At 62.6% G+C, this 18,157-nt stretch carries 27 protein-coding genes; 22 read left to right on the top strand and 5 right to left on the bottom strand.

The genetic code is table 11. The features are described 5' to 3' along the window. The first annotated feature begins 64 nt into the window (after nt 1-64). Together GQQ93_RS04660 and GQQ93_RS04665 are read left to right on the top strand one after the other, a co-directional pair. A complete protein-coding gene (locus tag GQQ93_RS04660) occupies nt 65-877 on the top strand; it encodes a Hachiman antiphage defense system protein HamA (RefSeq protein WP_157423072.1) in 813 nt (270 codons plus the stop codon). Beyond that, nucleotides 874-3,840: a DEAD/DEAH box helicase gene (locus GQQ93_RS04665; protein WP_157423073.1), complete on the top strand. Its 2,967-nt coding sequence runs from the start codon at nt 874-876 to the stop codon at nt 3,838-3,840. Before GQQ93_RS04660 ends, GQQ93_RS04665 begins: the two co-directional genes overlap by 4 nt. 114 nt (nt 3,841-3,954) lie before the next feature. On the opposite strand, the gene GQQ93_RS04670 is transcribed toward GQQ93_RS04665, so the two are convergent. From GQQ93_RS04670 to GQQ93_RS04680, 3 genes are all read right to left on the bottom strand, one after another. Then, on the bottom strand, nt 3,955-5,064 hold the full coding sequence (locus GQQ93_RS04670; protein WP_212277254.1) for an XRE family transcriptional regulator: 1,110 nt from the start codon (nt 5,062-5,064) through the stop codon (nt 3,955-3,957). A gap of 29 nt (nt 5,065-5,093) precedes the next feature. Beyond that, nucleotides 5,094-5,804 (bottom strand): hypothetical protein, encoded by a 711-nt coding sequence (locus GQQ93_RS04675; RefSeq protein WP_157423075.1) that lies wholly within the window; start codon nt 5,802-5,804, stop codon nt 5,094-5,096. A 147-nt stretch (nt 5,805-5,951) separates the two neighbouring features. Then, the gene (locus GQQ93_RS04680) at nt 5,952-6,641 is read right to left on the bottom strand and encodes a hypothetical protein (protein ID WP_157423076.1); all 690 of its coding nucleotides are present in this window, start codon (nt 6,639-6,641) and stop codon (nt 5,952-5,954) included. A 140-nt stretch (nt 6,642-6,781) separates the two neighbouring features. On the opposite strand from GQQ93_RS04680, the gene GQQ93_RS04685 reads away from it, so the two are divergent. The 3 genes from GQQ93_RS04685 to GQQ93_RS04695 all read left to right on the top strand — a co-directional run bounded on the left by GQQ93_RS04685 (nt 6,782) and on the right by GQQ93_RS04695 (nt 9,627). After that, on the top strand, nt 6,782-6,979 hold the full coding sequence (locus tag GQQ93_RS04685) for an XRE family transcriptional regulator (protein WP_157423077.1): 198 nt from the start codon (nt 6,782-6,784) through the stop codon (nt 6,977-6,979). Beyond that, nucleotides 6,979-8,208: a tyrosine-type recombinase/integrase gene (locus tag GQQ93_RS04690; protein ID WP_157423078.1), complete on the top strand. Its 1,230-nt coding sequence runs from the start codon at nt 6,979-6,981 to the stop codon at nt 8,206-8,208. Before GQQ93_RS04685 ends, GQQ93_RS04690 begins: the two co-directional genes overlap by 1 nt. A 216-nt stretch (nt 8,209-8,424) precedes the next feature. Further along, nucleotides 8,425-9,627 carry a site-specific integrase gene (locus tag GQQ93_RS04695; protein WP_157423079.1) on the top strand — a complete coding sequence of 401 codons (1,203 nt, stop codon included), beginning with the start codon at nt 8,425-8,427 and terminating at the stop codon, nt 9,625-9,627. Here GQQ93_RS04695 and GQQ93_RS04700 read toward each other — a convergent pair. Next, nucleotides 9,611-9,853, bottom strand: coding sequence for a helix-turn-helix domain-containing protein (locus GQQ93_RS04700; protein ID WP_212277255.1), 243 nt, complete (start codon nt 9,851-9,853; stop codon nt 9,611-9,613). The genes GQQ93_RS04695 and GQQ93_RS04700 overlap by 17 nt on opposite strands. Nucleotides 9,854-10,092: 239 nt before the next feature. Further along, nucleotides 10,093-10,356: a helix-turn-helix domain-containing protein gene (locus tag GQQ93_RS04705; RefSeq protein ID WP_157423080.1), complete on the bottom strand. Its 264-nt coding sequence runs from the start codon at nt 10,354-10,356 to the stop codon at nt 10,093-10,095. Nucleotides 10,357-10,498: 142 nt separating this feature from the next. Between GQQ93_RS04705 and GQQ93_RS18180 the strand changes: the two genes are divergently transcribed. From GQQ93_RS18180 to GQQ93_RS04785, 17 genes are all read left to right on the top strand, one after another. Then, nucleotides 10,499-10,627 (top strand): hypothetical protein, encoded by a 129-nt coding sequence (locus GQQ93_RS18180; RefSeq protein ID WP_281349873.1) that lies wholly within the window; start codon nt 10,499-10,501, stop codon nt 10,625-10,627. Continuing rightward, nucleotides 10,627-10,821 carry a hypothetical protein gene (locus GQQ93_RS04710; protein WP_157423081.1) on the top strand — a complete coding sequence of 65 codons (195 nt, stop codon included), beginning with the start codon at nt 10,627-10,629 and terminating at the stop codon, nt 10,819-10,821. The genes GQQ93_RS18180 and GQQ93_RS04710 overlap by 1 nt, the downstream gene beginning before the upstream one ends. Further along, nucleotides 10,821-11,210 carry a GIY-YIG nuclease family protein gene (locus tag GQQ93_RS04715; RefSeq protein WP_157423082.1) on the top strand — a complete coding sequence of 130 codons (390 nt, stop codon included), beginning with the start codon at nt 10,821-10,823 and terminating at the stop codon, nt 11,208-11,210. The genes GQQ93_RS04710 and GQQ93_RS04715 overlap by 1 nt, the downstream gene beginning before the upstream one ends. Nucleotides 11,211-11,553: 343 nt before the next feature. Beyond that, entirely contained in the window at nt 11,554-12,207 is a 654-nt protein-coding gene (locus tag GQQ93_RS04720; RefSeq protein ID WP_157423083.1) for a DNA cytosine methyltransferase, read from the top strand. 120 nt (nt 12,208-12,327) lie between these two features. After that, nucleotides 12,328-12,564 carry a hypothetical protein gene (locus GQQ93_RS04725; RefSeq protein WP_157423084.1) on the top strand — a complete coding sequence of 79 codons (237 nt, stop codon included), beginning with the start codon at nt 12,328-12,330 and terminating at the stop codon, nt 12,562-12,564. Further along, nucleotides 12,564-12,770 carry a hypothetical protein gene (locus GQQ93_RS04730; protein ID WP_157423085.1) on the top strand — a complete coding sequence of 69 codons (207 nt, stop codon included), beginning with the start codon at nt 12,564-12,566 and terminating at the stop codon, nt 12,768-12,770. The genes GQQ93_RS04725 and GQQ93_RS04730 overlap by 1 nt, the downstream gene beginning before the upstream one ends. 472 nt (nt 12,771-13,242) lie before the next feature. Then, nucleotides 13,243-13,617, top strand: a complete 375-nt coding sequence (locus tag GQQ93_RS04735) for a hypothetical protein (RefSeq protein ID WP_157423086.1) — start codon at nt 13,243-13,245, stop codon at nt 13,615-13,617. Then, complete coding sequence (locus GQQ93_RS04740) at nt 13,610-13,978, top strand: hypothetical protein (RefSeq protein WP_157423087.1); 369 nt, start codon at nt 13,610-13,612, stop codon at nt 13,976-13,978. The genes GQQ93_RS04735 and GQQ93_RS04740 overlap by 8 nt, the downstream gene beginning before the upstream one ends. Nucleotides 13,979-14,122: 144 nt before the next feature. Then, nucleotides 14,123-14,497 carry a hypothetical protein gene (locus GQQ93_RS04745; protein WP_157423088.1) on the top strand — a complete coding sequence of 125 codons (375 nt, stop codon included), beginning with the start codon at nt 14,123-14,125 and terminating at the stop codon, nt 14,495-14,497. Beyond that, entirely contained in the window at nt 14,494-14,721 is a 228-nt protein-coding gene (locus GQQ93_RS04750; protein ID WP_157423089.1) for a hypothetical protein, read from the top strand. The genes GQQ93_RS04745 and GQQ93_RS04750 overlap by 4 nt, the downstream gene beginning before the upstream one ends. Before the next feature lie 240 nt (nt 14,722-14,961). Next, entirely contained in the window at nt 14,962-15,255 is a 294-nt protein-coding gene (locus GQQ93_RS04755; RefSeq protein WP_157423090.1) for a hypothetical protein, read from the top strand. Between the two features lie 168 nt (nt 15,256-15,423). Continuing rightward, nucleotides 15,424-15,783, top strand: a complete 360-nt coding sequence (locus tag GQQ93_RS04760) for a RusA family crossover junction endodeoxyribonuclease (RefSeq protein WP_157423091.1) — start codon at nt 15,424-15,426, stop codon at nt 15,781-15,783. Beyond that, nucleotides 15,780-15,947, top strand: a complete 168-nt coding sequence (locus GQQ93_RS04765) for a hypothetical protein (RefSeq protein ID WP_157423092.1) — start codon at nt 15,780-15,782, stop codon at nt 15,945-15,947. Before GQQ93_RS04760 ends, GQQ93_RS04765 begins: the two co-directional genes overlap by 4 nt. Beyond that, the gene (locus tag GQQ93_RS04770) at nt 15,944-16,315 is read left to right on the top strand and encodes a hypothetical protein (protein WP_157423093.1); all 372 of its coding nucleotides are present in this window, start codon (nt 15,944-15,946) and stop codon (nt 16,313-16,315) included. Before GQQ93_RS04765 ends, GQQ93_RS04770 begins: the two co-directional genes overlap by 4 nt. A gap of 103 nt (nt 16,316-16,418) precedes the next feature. Then, nucleotides 16,419-17,042, top strand: a complete 624-nt coding sequence (locus GQQ93_RS04775) for a hypothetical protein (RefSeq protein WP_157423094.1) — start codon at nt 16,419-16,421, stop codon at nt 17,040-17,042. A gap of 10 nt (nt 17,043-17,052) precedes the next feature. Further along, a complete protein-coding gene (locus GQQ93_RS04780; protein ID WP_157423095.1) occupies nt 17,053-17,835 on the top strand; it encodes a recombinase RecT in 783 nt (260 codons plus the stop codon). Next, complete coding sequence (locus tag GQQ93_RS04785; RefSeq protein WP_157423096.1) at nt 17,832-18,086, top strand: hypothetical protein; 255 nt, start codon at nt 17,832-17,834, stop codon at nt 18,084-18,086. Before GQQ93_RS04780 ends, GQQ93_RS04785 begins: the two co-directional genes overlap by 4 nt. The last annotated feature ends 71 nt before the right edge of the window (nt 18,087-18,157 follow it).

Below are 18,157 nucleotides of genomic sequence, written 5' to 3' on the forward strand. Positions count from 1 at the left end.
CCCGAGGCGGCATGATGGGCCATGAGCTTGACGTCAGTTTGGGAAAAGGGGCAGGTGGGCCGAGGTGCACGAACTTGAGGTCGACCTCGAAGCGTTCGGAGAACTCTTCGCGACCATTCAGAGCAGTCCCTTCACACTCGTTGAGATCGACGCAGAGCAGGCGGCCGCGCTTGCCGGGCAGCTCGGTGTTCCCGTTCGCCGGTGCTATATCGGCGACGGCGCTCTTCACGAGCGCATGGTGAACACTGGGGCATCCGCACAGGCGATCATCGCGGCTAAGCTTCCCGATCGTGGGTCGACGATGGCGGGCGACTTCGGGGAGATTCTCACCGCCCTCTTTCAGGCCGCTCGCGAACATCCGGGCGAGGTGCTCGACTCGAAGAAGTGGCGGTTGAAGCAGGATCGCACGAAGCCAGCGCCGGGCTCCGATGTGGTGCAGCTGATCCTTCCGTACTGGCCGGACCCATCTGATGAGGACCGTGTCATCTGTTCCGAGGTGAAGACGAAGTCGACTCCGGGGGACTCGAAGCCTGTTGCAAGTGCGATCGAGGACTCGAAGAAGGACAGCTCTCGACGCTTCGTAAGGACGTTGAACTGGTTGAAAGAGCGAGCGCTGGACACGGGCCTGTCCACGGTCTCCGTCGAGCAACTGGATCGGTTCATTCATGCGGTCGACTATCCGGCGGCACGACGTGAGTTCAGGGCCGTCGCTGTGATCTCTGCCGCTCTGGTCGAGGCAGAGCTGGAAGGGGTCGAGGCTCCGCCTGGGGATGAGAGGGCCCTGATTGTGATCTCCGTGCCCGACTTGAAGGCGAACTACGAGTCGGCGTATGACGCGGCGTTGGTCAGTGCTGACGAGTCTGAGGCCGTCGCATGAGGGAGATCCTGGGACGTTGGATCGCGGATGCGGAGACGAACCACGCGATTGAGGACTTCCGGCTCGACGCGCGCCTGGGTCAGCTCGACTACCTCGACAATCGCGGCACGGACCTGTATTACTCGCTTGTCGGTGAGCTGTTCGACATGGTGAGAGACGGAGCCAGCGATCCGGCCGACTGGGCGTCGGTCGGTCGAGGTCTTGATTCGGTGAGCCACGAGCTTCAGGACGGCGCCAAAGCGGATGCCCTGTTCTTCTCTTCAGTTGCGTTTTATTTGGGTGGTTATCCTGCTTCTGCCGTAATGACGATGCGTCGCGCTGATCCTCAGTATTGGGAAACCCACGTCGAGGCGGCGTCATATGAGCTCCTGACTCGTTCCACGAATCCGCGCTCGCCGCTCACAGGTGCTCTCCTGGCGTCGGTGCGTGCCGGTGAACTCCAGATGGTTGACGCCGCGGTTGTCGCAGCGGAGGGCGGCGTTGCCCAGGCCCTCGATGCCGGACCTGAGGAATGGGTGGCGCACCGGCTGTACTTGGCGCTGTTGCAGCGGTTCCAGCAGACTAATCTGCGCGCGGTTCTACCGGATGGCGTGCTCGAGAGGTGGGATCCTCTTGTCGAGTCGTTCCTCGATAGGCAGCAGCCGGTCTGGGACTTCTTTCCTTCGCAGATCGAGGCCATCGATGCGGGCCTCCTGACGAGTTCCGAGTCCTACTCGCTGCAGATGCCCACCGGAGCTGGGAAGACCGCGCTCACCGAAACCCTCATTTTCGATCACCTTACGCGCTCGTCCGACAGCAAGGCGGTCCTGCTCGTGCCGTACCGTGCGCTGGCGCGGGAGCTGCGGGGAAGCGTCGGCCGGCACCTGACCTCGATGGGTCTTCTTTCTCGGACGGTGTACGGGGGCACCGTACCTGGCACCGAAGAGAGCGAGGATCTGGACGATGTTCGCGTCATCATCGCAACACCCGAGGCGCTCACCGGTCTCATCGGAGCGCACCCGGAACTGTTGTCGGTCATCTCGCTCGTGGTGTGTGACGAAGGACACCTCCTTGACAGCGGCGCGCGCGGCGTGGGGCTTGAGCTTCTGCTCGCACGTATGAAGGCGCGGGACCCGAGCCCACGGACTGTCTTCGTATCCGCGATCGTCCCGAACATCGAGGAGATCAACAGCTGGCTCGGCGGATCCGACGCATCCGTGGTGAGAAGCCATTATCGACCCGCCATCGCCGAGTTCGCGGTGTTGCGTCCGGTCGGCTCTGGTCGAACGGCGACGATTGGGCTGGAGCTTCACGAGCCAGTCACGTCGGTCCCGTCTCACACATTGCCGGAGTTCCTGCGACCCACCGACTTCCAGTACACGAACCCGACCACAGGTAGACGCAACACCTACGCCTATTCGTCGACGAAGACGAGGGCTGTAGCGGCTGCGCGGAAGGCGCTCGCACTTGGGCCGGTCGCAGTGTTCGCGACAGAAAAGGGAGGGGAGCGAGGTGTCCTTGGGTTGGCAAACGAGCTCCTCAAACAGATCGACGCCGGTCTCGCATTACCCGCGCCCTTGAACTACGTGAACGACACGGAGCTGGTCGAGTCGGTGGTGGCCTACTTGTCTCACGAGTTCGGCGACGGCTGGGTGGGAACGATGGTGCTTCGCGCTGGGGCGATCGTGCACCACGGCGACGTCCCACAGGAGACCCGCGAGGTGCTCGAGGAGTTGGTCTCGGACCGTCACGTCTCGATGGTGATGTGCACCAGCACCCTGGCTGAGGGAGTCAATCTTCCGTTGCGGACGATGGTGTTGTACTCGGTGAAGCGCAGCTCGGACGGTAGCGCACCCGAGCCGATGTTGGCGCGAGACATCAAGAACCTCGTCGGCCGCGCGGGCCGGGCAGGAAGCTCCACCCGCGGGCTCGTGATTTGCGCCAACCCTGACGACTGGCGGGTGGTCAGTCCGGTCGCCGAAGGGCAACCCGGTGAGCCGGTCGAGGGTGCCGTCATCGAGCTGATCCGTCGTCTCGCGCGAGCACTTGCCAGCAATCAGCGACAGTTGACCAACCGGGCGCTAGAAGCGAGCGCACCACTACTCCCGCTCGTGGATGGCGTCGATGCCGCGCTCATCGAGCTCATACGAGACGAGCTAGGCGAAGACGAGTTCATCCAGATCGCGGAGGCTCTCGCCGCGGAGACATTCGCGGCCGCGAAGGCGAATAGCAACGAGCGTGCACTGCTGCAGACCGTGTTCGAACTGCGCGCACGTCGAATTGTCGAGATGCGATCGACAGGGCGTCTCGTACTCGCGCGCAACACTTCCGCCCGACCGCGACTGGTGGATCGGGTGATCAACGACCTGATACCGCGCTACGAACACTGGAGTTCCACGGACTCAGCCGTGGACGCAGAGTTCATTCGTGTTCTCGTGGACTGGGCGCTGGAGCAGCCCGGGTTTACGAGCGACGTTGAGACCGAGTACCGCCGCACCATTATCACGGACTTTGGCGGTTCGCTGACCACTCTGGTGCTCGCCTGGCTGGAGGGCCGCTCGTACGAGCACATCGCCGAGGAGGTCGGTGTCAGCACAGACGTGCTACTGCGAATTCACACCAAAGTCGTGTTGTACAACTTCGTCACTCTCGTTGAACAAGCCGTCGCGCTGGTCCAGGAGTACCTCACCGAGACAGGAGACGAAACTCTTGCCCCGGTCATCGGTTCCCTTCCTGACTTCCTCCGTTTCGGGGTATCCACACCGGCCGCGCGAGAACTGATGGCCCGTGGCATGCGGCACCGGCTCGCAGCGATCGCGCTCGGCACGGATCCGGCCATGCGAACCTCCACCAACATCTTCGCGACCCCGCGGTCGATCGCAAGGGACCTGCTCATGGACGAAGACACCTGGCGTCCCCGGCTTGGTGCACTGGTTTATCGCCGAACCGTCTCAGACGTCGCCGTAAGAGGTTGGGGGACATAGGGCGCGTCGGCGGGGTCATGATTGCCGTCGCCCGCAGCTGCGTATTGAATCAATCGTGAGTTCAGGTCGCGTTCGAAAAACGCGTGCTCGGCACCACCTTTCAGTGCGAGCTCGTCACGTTACGAGTGAGAGTCGGGGCCGCTCATCGTGCTCGCCGAGCATTCGGCGGACATGTGCTGGCGACCATGACAGCTCGTTCGCGAGGTCGCGGACCGTAATACCACGCTGCTCGGCGAGTTCAACCGCCTTCGACAGTAGGGCTGGCTGCTCGCCCGGGAACTTTACGACGGGTTCGTGCATGACGCCGATCTGGTTCAACCGGATGTAGCCGCGCCGGGCCGTCGCTTCGGAGATCTTTCCTAGCTCCCGACTGCGAAGGATGATCGAGCTGGGCTCCACGCCCCACTGCTGGCTTTGGCGAATGACCACCGACATCTCAAGACGGGACTTCAGCTCGACTTCCATAACTCGGCGCGGTGTGAGGAACTCTGCGGCGAAGCGGTCGGCCTGACGCTCGATGTCGACCGTTCCCGAGGTGCGGCCGCCATGAAGGATGATGTGCCCGAGCTCGTGCGCGGCGCTGAACCGATGACGGTAAACGTCGTCAGCCCGGTCAGGGGAAAGGACCATGACAGGCCTGCCGAATGAGACAGTCGAGAACGCATCGATCCGAGCAACCTCGGCCTCGACCATCGGAACCAGAACCGTGATGATCCCCTTCGACTCGACTAGTCGGACCATCTGCGGCACTGGCCCGTCGCCCAGCTGCCACGCATCTCGCAGCTGTTGTGCCGCAAGGACTGGGTCGTCGGAAAAAGTGCCGGGGGTGATCTCGCCGCCGGAGAATCCGGGGATGTCCACATGCGGAAATCGCACGTGGGCTTCGAGAGCATTCGAGAGTTCCCACACATGCTCTGTGTAGGCCACAGCCTTGTTCCGCTGCTTTGCTGTTGTTGCACGGAGGCTCCGGAAGAACACGCTTCCGGATTCCAGCGCTTCGCGCGGTCGGCCCGCTGCGAAGAACGCTGCCGGCACTCTCAGGTAGGCCGCGAGCTTTTCGATGACGTCAGGGCGGGGCGCGATGATGCCCGCTTCGAATTGGCCCACCGCCGCAGGCGAAACCTTGACCGCGTTCGCGACGTCCTGTTTGGTGCGCAAAGCCAACTGGCGTGCCTGACGGAGTCGCTCAGGATCGAAGATCCGCGCGACGTCCGTGGCGGTCAAGCCGTTCGGCCGACTAGGTGTTACAGGCTTCATCGGCCACCTTCGGCAGCGTCATCATCTACATAGAGACCCATGTCGAGGTCCGGCATCGGGGCGTCGTCGAAGCGACCCGCCTGCTCGGCCGACGTCACGCCCGTGCCCATCTCGGCGGGCCCCACCGACAGTTCTTCGTAGTACACCCAGTGCACATGCCCCTCAGCGTCGAGGTAGCCGTCCCCGATGTAGATGCGCTCAAGACCACCACGATCGCTGGCCACATACGCGACGAGGATGACTGCGTTTGCGGCGGAGCTCGGTGTCTCGATTCGACTTGTTTCCGGCTCCCACTCGGGCAGGGGCAGGTGCATGGCGTCCGGGCGTTCGACGTTGTCGAACAAGCGCTCACGGAAGTTCGACCATCGGATCATCAAGCGGTCCGCCTGGGGGCCGGACTGTGACGCGCACTTAGCTGCGTACAGGATCGTGCCGTTCACCACGGGGAGTTCGAACCGGCTGCCCTTCGGCTTCGTGGTCTGTACGCCCTGGATACCAGAGAGCTCCTCGACGGTAGACAGAGCCAGGATCTGCCAGAAGGTCGCGCCGTATGGCTCATCGGTCCTCAGCTTGCTGGCTGCCTTCGAGTCAGCAGCCGTCTCATGTGCGTTCCGTCCAGCACGGACGAGTGCTTCAGCGACTTCGTCTGCCACCGTCCCGAAACGCCCCTGAAACCATTCGCTTCCACCCAGAACCACACCCGTCACGACCACTCCCTCTGAAGAACTCAACCGATAACCACAATGATTACTTTAGTTCCATGCGCCAAACATGCACAAGTGCTTCAGAAGGCGTGTCTTGCTGTCGGCCAGCCAATATTCAGTAGTCGGCCATCATCGGGTTAGCGGCAGTGTTCAGCCCGCCCGCCCTCGCCTTCCAGGCGGCAGCAGGCCGCGGTCGCGGGCCTTCGTGATCCAGCCCTGAGCGGTGGAGAGCGCGACACCGTTGATCTGCGCCATCGTCGCACTCGGGTTCTTGTCGCCCTTCCGGGAGAGGTGGCCGTGCTGCAGGGCGACCAGCTCGTAGAAGTCGGGCGTCTTCTTCGGGTCGCCGAGCGGGTTGAGCAGGTCGCGCTCGCTGATCTTGTGGCCTGAGGGCAGCACGATCTTGCCGCCGGTGATCGTCTCGGTGCGCTTCATCGCGAAGAGGCGCTTGTTGATCGCTGCCTCGATGCGGGCGGTCGGGAGCTCGCGGAGGAGCTGGCTTGTGATTGGGTCGCCAGGGCGCCACGGCAGGTAGATGACGCCGGTGATGCGGATCTCCTCGGGCACGGCGAAGAGCTGGCGCTGCAGGCGGATCATCACACGGGTGTGGGTGGCCTCGTGCTCGAGGTAGCGCCAGCGTCCGTCGGTGGTCTCGTTCTGGTCGGAACCAGCCGGCGAGCCCTGATCGTTGTACCCGAGAACCTGGTCGATCTGCTCGCTCGCGTCGTCGTCGCGCTCGCCGGGGAACCGGCTGGGCAGATACCAGCCTTCGGGCAGGTCGTCTGCGACGAGCAGGCCGTCGTAGGACTGGTCGCCGGGGCGGGGTGTCGAGGCGGGCATGCGTCGAGTCTAACCACTCAACTCAGGTACTTGCCGAAATGCGCGAAGCGATGATATTCTCAGGTACTTGCAAATAGCCGCGCTTGCGTTGGCATGCACGAGATGCCAGCACAGCGGTGCAACAGCCGAAGGGGTGCATCATGGTCGACGTCGTGCTGAGGGTCGAGTATCTGAGCCGAGTGGAGGCGGCCGAGCGGTGCCGCATCCCGGTCTCGAGCTTCGACAAGCTGCGCCACGACGGCCTCATCCCCGAACCTGACGCCCGCATGGGCAAGCACCTGCTCTGGAGTGCCGACACGATCGACGAGCTGCTCGCCCGGGGTGGAACGGAACACTGATGGCCGGTCGGCCGAACCGCGATACTCCGAGCCGTGTCGATCCGCGCACGGGCCGCCCGCTGCCCGAGGGCATCCGTTGGCGCGCCGATCGGCAGCGCTACCAGATCCGCGTCGTCGGTCCGAGTGTTGACGGGGGAGCGGCCGAGCGATCGCGCACGTTCCTGACGCTCGCCGAGGCGAAGCGCGAGCTCGCGAAAGCGGTCGCCGGCCGCAACCCGAACGGGTCGATGACCCTCGAGCAGTGGCACGAGAAGTACTGGCCGGCGATCGCGTCATCCGTCCGTCCGGCGACCGGGCGCAGCTACGGCGTCGCCTGGCGGCTGCGAGTGAAGCCGAGCCTCGGCAGGCACCGGCTGGAGGACATCACCTCGCCGATGATCGAGTCGGCGATGGTCGCGTGGTCGGGCGGAGCATCTGCCAAGAACGACGCACTCGCCGTCCTGTCACGCCTGCTCGACGGCGCGCGCCGCTCCCGGTTCATCGACTACAACCCGGCGCGCGAGGTCAAGCGACCGAGCATGCGCGACTCCATCTCGCCGGTCTCGAGGGCGCTCACGCTCGAGCAGATCCAGACGCTGCTCGACCTCGTTCCCGAAGGCGCCTACCGCGGCTACCTCGCCGCGCTCGTCTACACCGGCATGCGCGCGGGGGAGGCGACCGCCCTCCGCGTCGGCGACGTCGACTTCGAGCGCGGCATCATCCGCGTCAGCCGATCGCTGAGCCCAGGCCAGCGCGGCGAGCTGATCGAGCAGTCGCCGAAGAGCCACAAGTCCCGCGACGTCCCGCTGATCGACGCGCTTCGTCCGTACGCGGAAAGAGCTGCAAGAGGCAAGCAATCCAGCGACCTGCTCTTCGCCGGACCCGACGGCGGCCGGCTCACCAACCACAACGCCCGCCGCGGCGCCGACTGGGAGACGCTTCGCGAGGCGATCGGCCGACCCGACCTTCGCATCCACGACCTCCGGCACACGTTCGCGACCATCCTGTTCGATGCCGGCGCCAGCGCACCAGACGTGCAGGCGACCCTCGGGCACTCGAGCTTGCAGGTCACCGAGCGCTACTCCCGTGCCCGTGAGGGCGTCGCCCTCCGTGCCGGCGCGGCCCTGAACGACGCACTGAAGAGTGCGGCCGGCGAACCACCGAAACGAACCAGGCGGCAGGCCTCGGCCGACCTTAATGGCACATTAATGGCACAGCCCCACGGGCGGCCCGGCGAAATCGCCCGCTGAAACAAGAAAACCCCCGGTTACCCGGGGGTTTCGATGGTGGCTCCGACCGGCATCGATCCGGTGACCTTTCGATTTTCAGTCGAACGCATGAGGTAGAATGAGAGGCGGGAATGCGCAAGATCCGCGTAATTCCGGGCGAACACGGATGCACAAAAGTGCACGGTTGCGCATAGGGTGGGGTGTAGTTCGGGTGTAGTAATCCACTAAGGGGGACCAATGGAGATCAGCGACAAGCTTCGCAAGGCACTCGGCCCGAACGCGACCGCGTTCTACTCGGAAACCAAGGGCCTGTTCATTGGGCGTATCGAACTCCCGTCGTCCGACCCGAAGAAGCGTCGGCGGCGCGAGTTCACCGCGAAGGATGAGGGAGAGTTCCTCCGCAAGGCACGAACGCTTCTCAACCGCTACCGAGAAGCGGGCGACCTCGCCACCTCGTCACCGACCGTGCGGACATGGATGACGTACTGGCTCGAAAACATTGCCGCCAAACGGGTGAGGCCGAAGACGCTCGCCGGGTACCGGTCCGTGGTCAACCGGCAGATCGTGGAGGCAATCGGAAACGTCAAGCTCGAGAAGCTGACCGGTGTGCACATCCGCCTCGTCCACGACTACATCACCGACAACGGCGGCAGCTCGACCTATGCCCTCAACGCCCACAGGGTGCTGTCTAAGGCGCTCGAAGACGCGGTCCGGGAGGGGAAGATCAACCGCAACCCTGCCGGCCTCGTAGACGCCCCCCGGAAGTCACGCACCCAACTGCAAGCGCTCGACCTCAACGAGGCAAAGGTGATCATCAAGCGCGCATTCCTCGCCCTCGACGCACCCATCTACGACCCGGAGCCGGTTCGATGGGCGGCGTATCTTCTCACCGGGCAACGCCGGGGCGAAATCATCGGACTCGAATGGGACCGTGTGGGCGACCTCATCGATATGTCGTGGCAGTTGCAGCGCCTGTCCGAGGAGGAGCTAGCGGCAGCGCCAGCCGACTTCGAGTGGCGCGACCTCGACGGGTACGGGCTGTACTGGACCCGTCCGAAGTCAGAAGCCGGCAAGCGCATGCTCCCTGTCGTCGCGGCACTAAGCTTCCTGCTCGAAGAACACCGGAAACGAGTGGCCCCGAACCCGTGGGGGCTCGTGTTCACACACAAGGGCCGCCCGATCGACCCCGACTGGGAGACGAAGCGGTGGCCGAAAGCACTCGCCGAGATGAAGGTCACCAACAAGAAGATCCGCGTGCACGACCTTCGCCACACGGCCGTGGACATGCTGCTCGAGGCGGGCGTGCCCGAGGATGTCGTCATGGAACTGGTTGGTCATTCAGAGGTGGCGATGACGCGACGCTACAAAGACCCTACGAAGATGGAGCGGCGCACCCAGGGGATGCTGCAACTGTCAGCGTTCCTCAATCCCGACGGGTGATAACGTCGGCTTCGTGGATCACGGAGATGAGCTGTAACCCGAGCGCGTCGCAAACCCGGTCGAGTTGATCCAGCGTGAACACGGTCTTCCCGTTGAACACGTTCGAGATGTGGGGTTGGGAGATGCCCGAGCGTCGCGCAAGTTCCGACTGAGAGACGTAGGTTTCTTCCGTGTAGTTGCGGACGATCGTCGCTACCGCATCTGAAAGCGTCCCCACCCGAGTCACGGGCAGACGATACGCGCGGACGTGTCCCCCATAAGGGAACCTAGCGTCTCTATTGCGATTCACATAGAGTCCCCTCAACCCTTCGAGGTGGCCCTACACGCCATCCCCGAGGGATGAAAGCGCCCACATCATCGGGGATCGGGCGCAATCCGGGGAAACGGGGAATGGCGATGACCGCATTGGAGCACGTCACGATTGGGCAAGTTCGCGCCGCGGGCCGGGCGATGGGGGACGATCAGCTACTGATCCGAGTCCTCGAGGGTAGCGAGCTGGCTTGCTACCAGGCGTGCGCCTTCTTCGCGAGTGAGCTGAAGGACTGTGCGGATTGCGTGGTACGCGCCGACTGTCATCGCGCGCTCGCTCGCTAGGTAGTACTTCACGGTCCGTTCTGAGATTCCAGTTCTGCGCGCAAGTTCCGCTTTGCTCATGCCGAGTTCGGCGCGTCGGGTTTCGAGCACGATGCTCGCCGCACGATCCTCCAGTGTCATAGCCAAAGCGGTCATGCTCCCAGTTCTAGTACATATGTGCACGGTTCCGTAATTAGGTTGCCTCAATTTAAGGGCTGACACCTAGACCCATTTAGGGGTCAAAACGGATACGCGCACACCCTTGACTATGCACGTACGTGCACGGTATCGTGTACATATGAACACGATGACGGCACGGGAACTGGCCCAGAAGCTGGCGAACCCGAACATGTTTACCGTTGGTGAGCTTGCCGCTATCGCCCGCATCTTCTCGGTTTCTCCGGCTGATCTGCTGGCGGTGGTCTAGTGGCTCGCATCGCATACGACCTGAAGGGGGCGGCGGAAACCTCCTCCCTCTCGGTTCGTGAGATCCAGTACTCGATCGATGAGGGGTCGCTGATCGCCCACTACGGCGGACGGCAGAACACGAAGCCCCTGATCCATCACGAAGACCTCTCCGAATACATCAAGCGCCTACCCACCACCAGGAGGGCCGGCTGATGCACGACTTCAAAGCGTTTGGCATCCAGGACGAGGTGTACGCAATCCAGTTCTCATCCGGAGTGGTGAAGGTGGGACGCACACAGGACTATGGCCGTCGCATCTACGAGCACACGAAGGCGGCCAAGGCTCGAGGCCAGTTCGTCACTGGCGAATGGCACATGTTCGTTGACGACTCTCACCATGCCGAACTTCAACTCATGGGGTTCGCTACGGCACTCGGGGGCGTGGCCCTGCCGCGCAAGGCCGAGTTCTACAACGGGGTCGACTTCGACGCGCTCGTGAAACTCGCCACCGACCAGTACGGCGACTTCGACTCGTGGATGCACGAGCAGGATGTGCTCATCGCCCAGGGGATGAACGCCTGGTTCGCCATTCCTGACGCGTAGCGCGTCCCTGTTCTTCCACTGCTTTCGGGTGGTGGGTGGTGCTCAGTGCACCCAAAAACTACATAGGACTGGTGACCGGAAGAGGCCCCGAAGTACAGGGGACAGATACGGCAACCGAATGGTTGAAGCCCCCTGAATAGGTTCGCGATGACCACCACGTCCACTCATATAGGCACGAACGATTAGCAGCTCGGTCGTGTCAAGCCTCTGGCGTCGTTGGGCGTACGCAGCAAAGCAACCAGAGGCACGGGAGGCAGGAGCGATGACCGTTCCTGCCTTGGGTTTCATAATCCGGGCCGTCCTCTTTATGGGGTGTGGCCCTTTCTCATAAGGAGGAACGGCAATGAGAATCCTCGATTTGTTCTGTTGTGCTGGCGGCGCAGGCATGGGTTACTCTCGCGCCGGCTTTGACGTTGTTGGGGTTGATATTAATCCGCAACCCAACTACCCGTTCGAGTTCCATCAGGCGGACGCGCTCAAGTTCCTGCTCGAGCATCACGAAGAGTTCGATGCGTTCCATGCGTCGCCCCCGTGCCAGGCGTTCACGAATGCGCAGAAGATCCAGAAGAACGACCACCCCGACTATGTGACCGCGATCCGTGCGGCGTTCCAACTCATCGGGAAACCGTGGGTCATCGAGAACGTCCCCGGCTCACCACTGAACGACCCGGTGGAACTCTGCGGGTGCATGTTTCCCGAGTTGGGGACGTACCGCCCGCGACTGTTCGAGACGAGCTGGAAGGCGGCTCCTGCTGCGCACCGCACCCATGTGGCGCGGACGGCGAAGATGGGCCGGCCTCCCCTCGACGGCGAGTTCATGCACGTCGTCGGGAACTTCTCTGGCGTCGCCAAGGGCCGCAAGGCAATGGGCATCGACTGGATGACCCGCGACGAGCTGCGCGAGGCAATCCCACCTATCTACACCGAGCACATCGGGCACGCATTGGTGGGGCAGCTCAGGTTCACAGACCACCGAGGGGTGACGACTGATGGATGAGTACCGGGATGCGTTTCGTGATGGTTGGAACGCCGCACTAGAGGAGATGGAGCGCCGGTGTTCACGTATGTGGCATCAGAACGGGGACACCGTTCAGGGCGTGACGAACGTGGATTTGGTGTGGATGCGATTCCCCACCGAGAAAACAGGAAGAGAGAAGCAGACATGAGTGTTCCGGGGCACGTCACTGTTCTGAGTGTTCAGAAGATATCGGGCGGCTGGGCGAAGGTCATGAGCTTTCACGGCGGCGACTCTGGGTCGCAGCTTGGACGAGCGGTCGAGCATGCGAACAGCTTGGTCGAAATCAACAACATGCCGGTTCGCATCGTTCTGGAATGGGAAGAGGAGATGGGCTGATGTCGAAGCTTGGTGCGGCGGAGTGGGTGACTCAACCCGACGACCGGTTGGGTTCGAAGAACGTGTTGGATGGGGCGTTTGACCCGATCCCGGACGACGTACAACGGGCGGCGCTCGCGACGGTGACCCGGTTTGCTGAGTCGGCGTCGTTGGCGGAACTCGTTGCAATGCTCGGACTCAGCGCAAGGGGCGGGGCTGATGCGTGACTCAATCAACGATGTTGTAGCGGCGTACGCGGCACGACACGCAATGGAACCCGTCGAAGCGGAAACACACGCACACCTCATCGCACACCGAATCCTCGAAGGCATGGAAGAACCCGTGTGCGAGTTCGGCCACACAGCAACCACATGCACTCGTTCGGTGACGCACCGGCTGGTGTCGTGTGAGGGGCCGGCGAACATTTGCCAGGGTGCGCGTGCGTTCGCGGATGAGGTGCGGGCTGACCCGAACATGCGGTGTAAGAAGTGTCGCCGCCCGTTGGGTGTGTGTTGGCGGATGTGGGTGATCTGATGTCCGAAACGTCTGGTATTTACCGGTCCAACATTGATCTGACCATCGAATGTGATTGCGGGTTTGAGGGTGACGTGGTCGGTGTTGAAGACCGTGAGGATCTCACGTTGTGGTGGACGTGCCCGAACTGTGGTCACCCCGAAACCGAACACTTCGGAGACGACCGTGACTGAGATCGGCGATGCGGCGCAGAAGCGTCTCGATGAGATTCGCGAAGATAACGACGGACAGTGGGGGCCAGCATTTCAGGATGAGCCCTCCGCGTTCGTCGATGGGTTCGAGGCGGGAGCGCTGTGGATGGCTGACGCGCTGGCGGACTGGATTCGCGGTGACGCCAACCGATCCGCAATCGCGCAGCGGGCACATGACGACGCGGAGGGAATCGAGCCCGTCGGGACGAGCACGCCGAACGAAGTCGAGTGGTATCAGGCGGGCAACTGGGCACACTCGCGGCTCCGCGCAAGAGCCCGCGAACTGGGCGGAATCATCCCCCAACCCACCCCTGAACCCGACACCACCGAGGAGGACGACTGTGGCTGACCCCGTGACGATCCCTACGTGCATGGTCTGCACGATCAAGGCACACGGAGGCGACCGCTTCCCCGAGCCGCTGCCGGATCACGTTTGGATGTGCCCGCAGCACTGGAACATCTATCTCGCGTTGGCGCTCGGCCCGATGGATCTGCACCTCCCGACCCGCGTGAGCGTGATCGCTGAACCCGACACCACCACCACGAACGAAGACCTGATCGCCGAGGTGCGGGCGCACTCGAAGTACCTCGAAGACGGTACGGGGCTCCACTACGAGGCCAAGATGCTCACCCGCCTTGCCGACGCCCTCGAAGCCGCCGCGATCCGCACCGCTGAACCCGACACTTCCGAGATTGACGCTCGTGAGTAGCGGCCGGTTCACTCTCGCCATCTGTTTCACCGCCGCACTCACTTTTTGTGTGTTGGGCAGGCAGTGGCAGTTCGCTGGGGTCGTGTTCGCGGCCCTCCTCATCATTGTGGGCGTCCGTTGGGGCGCAGACAGGAAAACAAGACCATGACTATCAACAGTGTCGCGAGCGCCAGGAAACTGACTGCCGAAGCCAGCACCCCCGCCAACAAGTATCTGGGGCTGACCATCTCTGGTGGCGAGGGGGCCTTGACCATCAATGTCGCCCCGGAGGATTTCGCACGCGAGATCAACGCGGCTGGTATTCCCGGGTTGACCGTCACATACGAGAAGCCCGTTGAGATGCCCACCGAACCCGGCGCATACCACGACAAGGACGGCGACCTCTGGGTTCGCGACCGCGACGGCAACTGGATCGACTTCAGCCTGGGGGTGCGCCTCGACCGCCGACCGGGAACGAACCCGCCGAAGCAGTACGGCCCCTACACCCGACTGATTCCCGAAACGGAGGCCGACCTGTGAACACCGTCGAACACCTCACAGACGCCCTCACCGCGGCACGCAAAGACAGCGAATACACGCGCACCATCGTCGCGAACCTTGAACAGGCCCGCGACCACCACCGACACCACGCATCAATGGCAGACGCGGAACTCGTGACCGCATACCACGACCGTGACGCCACCGAACAGCGTGTCCGTGAACTCGAATCACAACTCATCGCCGCATGGGGAGAACCATCGTGAGCGACCGGCGAGAGTTCGTCGGCGCGGGCTGCTTCAAGTACCGATGCCCGGCTCCCATCGCGTGGATCGTCTACGAGAACATTCACGATGGCGAGAGCGACTGGATGCTGACTTGCGACGCCCACAGGACGTGGGCCTGGTCATGAGGTTCCTCGAACTGGTCGCCGTCCTGTGCACGGTCGTGTTCTGCACGTACTGCATGTTCCTACTCGTCACCGTACGACCGAAAGAGGTGAAGTGATGGGCGTCGATACCACGATGGGCATCCTCGATCAGCGCGAGCACGAGATCGAGACACTCGACGCGCTGATTGCTCAGGGGCACGTGAGAGTCGAGCAGGCACGGGAGCTTGCCGCGAGCATGAGGGAGAGCGCGGAGCTTGCGGACAGGCGCGCCCGTGGCGAGGAGAACAACCTTCGCCGCGAGTGCAACGGCGTGAACGCGCTCGTCGCTGCGCGTGAAGCGCTCATGGCGGCGGATGCGGCGTACCGAGGATGGGCATCATCTGAATCACGCGACGCCGAGTCCTCATGACTTTCCTTTCTTACAACACCGGGCAGATCACATACGTGGTCTGCCCCACCTGCTGGGCGTGGGCGAACACGACAACCCAGCTCAACCGTCACCACTGCGACCGCGACTGGCCGCGGTTCCTTCGAACATGCAACTGCGGCGACTGCCGTGCGTTTAGGGGATGGGCCGATGTTCACGAAGACGTTTGAGTTCGAGTGGACGAAACCGCCCCTCTCGCTCAACTACCGGATGCACCGAATGCAGGAAGCAAAGATCGTCAAGGAAGTCCGCACCCTCATGCACGCATCCGCACGACACATGCCCGACCTCGGACGGTGCGAAGTGCGACTCGTGTGGTTCGTGAAAGACCGACGACGCCGCGACGACGAGAACCCCGTCTCCACCCTCAAGGCGCTCTGCGATGGACTCGTTGACGCCGAGGTAGTGCCTGACGACACGCACGAATACATGGTCAAGCACATGCCCGAGATTCGGTACGTGCCTGGTTGCACACCGCACTTCGAGTTCACCGTTACGGAGATCCCATGAACGCCCTGTACTACACGATCGAATCCCGTAGTGACGCCACGTCTGAGGACTGGTCGCGCTACCTCGGACCGTGGTCGTTTGATGACGTGGTGCAATTCGTCTCCTACTGGAACCGCGCGCTCGGATACAACAAGTTCCGCTATGTCAAGGGGGAGTCATCGTGAACGCTGTTGAGACGTTGGAAGCCGCAATCACGAAACTCGAACGCATCAAGTCGGACAGTTTCCCCGGACCTTGGGCACACTGGCCCGAGGCAGGCGACATCGAGATCATGAACGAATCCTTCTCGCACGTGGTCGTCTCAAAGGTTCGGCCACGTGACGGTTGGCGAGGACCGATTTACCGGGAGAACTACGAACCGAACGCGGAACTGATCGTCACCTTGCATCGCACGATCGACGCACAACTCGCGATCCTGCGGGACTCGTATCTGATCGCGAGCAGTCTGCCGCCCAGCGTGGCATTCCCGAGCACAAACACACCGGACATTCGAGCACTCGCGTTGGCACGCGCAATTTTGGGGGACTCATGACACACCCACACACCCCAGACGAATGGGACGACCTCACACTCATCGACCCCGACGAACACTGGCAACACATCATCGACCACGCCGACAACACGAGAGGCGACACATGATCGACCGCATCCTCTGTGACGGAACCGACCGCGACATGTGGAAACACGCACGCGAATCCGTCATTGGTGCGTCAGACGCCGCCCGCCTGTCAAAACTTGGATCAGTGCCGCTGTACCTCGCGGCAAAACTCAAACGCGACATCTTCACCGGGAACGTGTTCACCGAATCGGGATACCGGTGGGAACCAATGATCCTCGGGTGGGGTGGCTACGAACACAACGTCGCACTCTTCCACGCACCAGACGAGACCGGGTTCGCCGCGACCCCTGACGGAATCAAAGTCAATGCCGCTGATACTTCCATTTCGCTGGCCGAAGTGAAAGTAAAACACGTTCTGCTTTCAAAGCGAACCAAAGGCCCAACGTTGGCCGAATGGCGTCAGCTCGCATGGCAGTTCCGCGTCATCCCCGAAGCCGAACACATCGACTGGTTGTGGGGCGACATCGACAAAACGGGTGACGGTGAAGACCTCATCGACGACGAACCCCAATTCATTCGCGTCTACCCAGACGACCCCAAGATCGTCCAACTGCAAGAGCATTTGGAACCGATCGCCACTGACCTTCTGAGCCGCCTCCGGGCGGCTCTCGCATTTGAACGGGAGCTTGAGAGTGTCTAACGAAGTTGTGTTGGTTCCGCAGTCCGCTGACCCCGCAAAGTGGTCGCTCGAGCAGGGCGCGCTCCTCGAGTTCGCCGGCCTTGTGAAGACCGTCATGAAGGACGGGCAACGCGTCAAAGAGTACGCACCCGTCAGCGTCACGCAGGCGTTCATTCAAGCCGTCCAGCGAAGCGGTCTCGACCCGTTCGCCCGGCAGATTTACGCCGCCGAAATGGGCGGCAAGTGGACAATCCTGGGCGCGATCGACGGATTCCGTGCCGTTGCTGCCGCGTCGAAGGAGTACGAGGGTCGCACGCCGATCCAGTACACCGCAGACGGGGTCACATGGACTGACGTTTGGCTGTCGCAGGACAACCCTGCCGCCGCCCGCGTGGGAGTCAAACGCAAGGGGTACAACGACTACGCGTACACGGTCGTGACATGGGCCGAGTTCGGCAGGACAACGGGACAGTGGCGGTCACAACCCGCACACATGCTCGGAATCCGCGTGCTCTCGCACGCTCTCCGCGACGCCTTCCCGCAACTCCTCGGCGGCATCTACACCCCAGAAGACTTCGACCACCAAGCAGACGCAATCGTCATCGAACCATCCGAAGACTGGGGGGCACTCATCGCGGTTGCGACCACCAAGGAAGACCTTTCCGTCATCGCCGAACGGGCACGCAACCGCAACGAATACTCCGACGACGTGAGAACCCTCGTCCTCACCCGTGCAGGAGCAATCAGCCGCGGCGAGATCGAGTCGGAACCGGTCATCACGCAGGCATACCACGACGCAAAGGAGGAATCATGAGCGCACTCACGGAAGCAATGCAGGAGTACGCAAACGCGATTCGGGGCGACTGGTCTGACTTCGATGGCCGCTCCGAGCGGGATGTGATCGAGGACTGGATCGGCGAGATCGACAACCCCTCAGATAAGACGCTCGAGCAGTGGCGGGATCAGCTCGGACTGTGCCCGGACGGCAACGGACACTGGGCTGGTTTCAAGTGGGGGAACTGTCGCCGCGAGGACTGCCCGACTCAGGTGGCGAGGGAATCGTGAGCGTCGTGAATCTGAACCCGCCCACCTTCCACGCCTGGATGGACTCGGCCGCCTGTGCCGAATACCCCGGT

The organism is Agromyces lapidis, from assembly GCF_009749405.1.
GTDB classification, from domain to species: domain Bacteria; phylum Actinomycetota; class Actinomycetes; order Actinomycetales; family Microbacteriaceae; genus Agromyces; species Agromyces lapidis.